The organism is Candidatus Peregrinibacteria bacterium (assembly GCA_030700255.1).
Taxonomy (GTDB): Bacteria; Patescibacteriota; Gracilibacteria; order UBA1369; family JABINC01; genus JABINC01.
Map to the genome: position 1 here is coordinate 1 of JAUYJN010000020.1, position 3,623 is coordinate 3,623.

Annotated in this window: 3 protein-coding genes; all 3 read left to right on the top strand. The window is 40.6% G+C overall.

Going from position 1 to position 3,623, the window contains the following annotated elements:
• On the top strand, positions 1–307 hold a 307-nt coding region (locus tag Q8P68_02620), incomplete at its 5' end, for a hypothetical protein (GenBank protein ID MDP4008063.1).
• 109 nt (positions 308–416) lie between these two features.
• The gene (gene topA / locus Q8P68_02625; protein ID MDP4008064.1) at positions 417–2,762 is read left to right on the top strand and encodes a type I DNA topoisomerase; all 2,346 of its coding nucleotides are present in this window, start codon (positions 417–419) and stop codon (positions 2,760–2,762) included.
• Positions 2,763–2,833: 71 nt separating this feature from the next.
• The coding region (locus Q8P68_02630; GenBank protein MDP4008065.1) for a hypothetical protein at positions 2,834–3,623 on the top strand (790 nt) is incomplete at its 3' end.

Sequence of the window (3,623 nt, forward strand, 5' to 3'; positions counted from 1 at the left end):
TGTTGAGGCGCTACAAACTGATTTCGATTTCGCAATGGAAGAATTATTAAAAATAAGAAGAGAAGAAGGTGAGGTACATATAGCCGCTGGCGTGCCACTTCAAAGTGAAGTGAAAAAATTATACAGCTGGGCGCACCAAGCTGGACTTACCGTTCCGACAGAATACATTCCAGCCTTCGAAAGAACAGTAATGGGTAGCACTATGAGTATGGCGCCATTAACAATGGAGGAGATCCCAACTATTACGGACATCTCAGACCAAACCTCTGGCCCCTTTCAAACCATTGGGCCGGAGGATGAGAAATAAGCTATTTCTCAAATAGAAAAATTTTTCCTTTGACTTTCTCTGCTCTTACTTTATTTTTAAGTGTGCACACGAACTGCGAAATAAAAAACAAATATTCACAAAATCAAACATGCCAAAAAACCTCGTAATAGTAGAGTCGCCTGCAAAGTCGAAGACAATTTCAAAATTCCTTGGAAGTGATTATACTGTGCTCGCCTCTATGGGCCATGTTCGTGATTTACCAAAATCAGCCATGGGGATAGATACTGAAAAAGATTTTGAACCGAAGTACTCTATAAGCCCGGATAAGAAAACTACAATCTCAAAACTAAAAGCGGAAATCGGGGCAAAGACAGTGGTATGGCTCGCAACCGATGAGGATCGAGAAGGAGAAGCTATAGGGTGGCACCTTGCCGAGGCACTAAAAATTGACGAAAAGAAAAATCCAATGCACCGAATTGTTTTCCATGAAATTACAAAAACAGCGATAGAAAAAGCTATAGCAACTCCACGAAAACTAGATATGAATCTAGTGGATGCCCAACAGGCACGACGTATATTAGATCGGTTGGTTGGTTATGAATTATCCCCACTACTCTGGAAAAAAATCAAATACGGGCTTTCTGCAGGGCGTGTTCAATCGGTGGCTGTAAGATTAGTTGTCGAGAGAGAGAGGGCTATTCAAGGTTTTAAACCGGTTGAATTTTGGCGAATAAAGGCTCACACAATCACTGGAGGTAAAAAAGAAATTTTATTTGAACTGATAAAAGAAGACGGTAAAAAATCTCATGTAAAAAATGAGAAAGAGGCTGAAAAAATAATAGAAGTAGTAAAGGCTTCGCCATTTGTAATTACAAGTATCGAAAAGAAAAATGTAAAACGCTACCCTTCCCCACCTTTTATAACGTCTACATTACAACAAGAAGCTGCTAGAAAATTAGGGTTTTCGGTAAAGAAAACGATGATTGTCGCACAGCAACTTTACGAGGGTATAGATATTGGATCAAACCACGTCGGACTTATTACTTACATGCGTACTGATTCATTTAACCTTGCGAATGAAGCACTTGGCGAAATCAAAAAATTCATCGAAGATGAATATGGTAAAAAATATTCACTCGCAAAGCCAAGAACTTTCAAAGGTAAAAAAGGTGCGCAGGAAGCGCATGAGGCTATTCGCCCAACTCATTTCAAATACACTCCCGAAGAGATGGAAGGTAAGCTCGATCGTGACCAACACAGGCTTTATGAACTCATTTGGAAAAGAGCTATCGCCTGCCAAATGTCCGAAGCGGAAATGGCGCAAACGGCTATAAATGTTGAAATTAAAAAATACTTATTTAGAGCAAATGGTCAGATTGTGATATTCGATGGATTCATGAAAATGTACACTGAGGGCAAAGATGAGGATGACATGGATGAAGACGCAGATGATGATGGACGAATTCTTCCGGAGGTAAAAGAAGGTGAAGATTTAAAAGTTAAAGAAATCGAACACACACAACATTTTACAAAACCACCTGCAAGATATACGGAAGCAAGTTTGGTAAAAAAATTAGAATCTGAAGGTATCGGTAGACCGTCAACTTACGCGCCAACTATATCAACAGTTATTCAACGCGGTTATGTGGAAAATATTGATCGTGCCTTGCATGCAACTAATATAGGTATGGTTGTAACTGATTTCTTGGTAGAACATTTTTCCGATATAGTTGATTATCAATTCACTGCAAAGGTTGAAGAAGAACTCGATGATATAGCGGAAGGTAAAATCAAATGGGTACCAATGATAAAAGGATTTTACACTCCATTTCACAAAACCGTAGAAGATAAAACAGAGAACGTAAAACGTGAAGATGTTATGAAAGAGAAAATTTTAGGTAAAGATCCGAAGACAAAAAAAGATGTAATTGCAAGGCATGGGAAGTTTGGACCATATGTACAAATTGGGGAATGGGAGGAAGAAGATCGTAAAGCAAAAATAAACCAACCTCATCGGGCATCTCTACCAAACGGCTCATTCTTTGAAACAATCACGCTGGAAGAGGCGTTGCAAGCACTTTCGCTCCCAAGAATTGTTGGGAAGATAAAAGGCGAAGAGGTGCTGGCAAACGTTGGACCATACGGTCCATACCTTAAACTCGGTAAATTAAATGCTTCATTGCCGGAGGGGGTAGACCCACACACGGTCACTATCGAAGAAGCTAAAAAAATCATCGAAGAAGCTGCTGAAAAAAAGAAGAAATTCGCAGAACCAATCAAGGTTTTCAACAAAAAAGATCCTGAATCCGGAGGTGAGGTTGAAATTAAGCGTGGTAGATTTGGACCATATATTACAGATGGAAAAACTAACGCGGCGATTCCAAAAGGTAAAACTCCACAAAATATAGATTTTGAAACAGCCGTCGAATTGCTTGAGAAAAAAAGAAAATCTCCAAAAAAACAGTGGAAACCAAGGGGTAATTTCAAAAAATAAGAGTACAACTTCCAGTGACAACCTCTTCCCCACTATGCTAAAGTTCCTTTAGAATTTTGAATGATTTAACGATGCAAGAACAAATACAAAACTACATTCAGGTTGTTGTGACTGAAATGAAAAGTCAAAGAGCAGTTTCGATGGTTATCGCTTTGGCGCTTTTGTCTGTTATTACAATCATTTCCCTGACTTCAACTTACGTTCTTACAAATGCAATTCGCGGAAATACAGAGTTTGGCAGCTCGATTCGAGCTGAAGCGGCCGCTGACTCCGGTATAGAACTCGGCCTAGGTGCTATCCGTGGTAAAAATCCGGGTTGGGAGCTTGGCTCCGCTGACGACCCAATAACCATGTGCTTCACTCCAAGCGGTTTAACTTCTTCTTCTCTAGAGCAACAAGCTGCAAATTACCCCTGTCCAAGTGTAGCTCAGCAAAAAGTCCAATATTGGATAACAAGTTCAGCTAAAGAAATAGCGCCTAATACATATATCATCCCACCTCCAGGCGAAGGTAACGCCGGTGAAAATTGCGAACGTGCAGGCAACTTCGATGAAATCCTCGAACCCTGCAATTGGAACAAATTATATTTCGGTGAAACGGTTTCCATCCCTCTTTATACGACTATAAATGGCCAAACTATAAATCCTCCGGATTTGCCGGATGGATCCGGTCCAGGCCTCGGAGCCTTCACCTTAAAGGTCCGCACCCCATGCGTCGATAACCCATATAACTCAACCGGAAACCTCAAAGGTGCGAATGAAAGTGATTGGTGCACTAATGGCAGTGTCGGCGGTCCATCTGCGAGGCCTGATTTGTTTGATGCGACACAAAGTAATATCGCCGATAATATTATCGTCAACT

Excerpts from the sequence above, each read along its gene's own strand:
- topA (MDP4008064.1), top strand. The coding sequence starts at position 417 with ATGCCAAAAAACCTCGTAATAGTAGAGTCGCCTGCAAAGTCGAAGACA.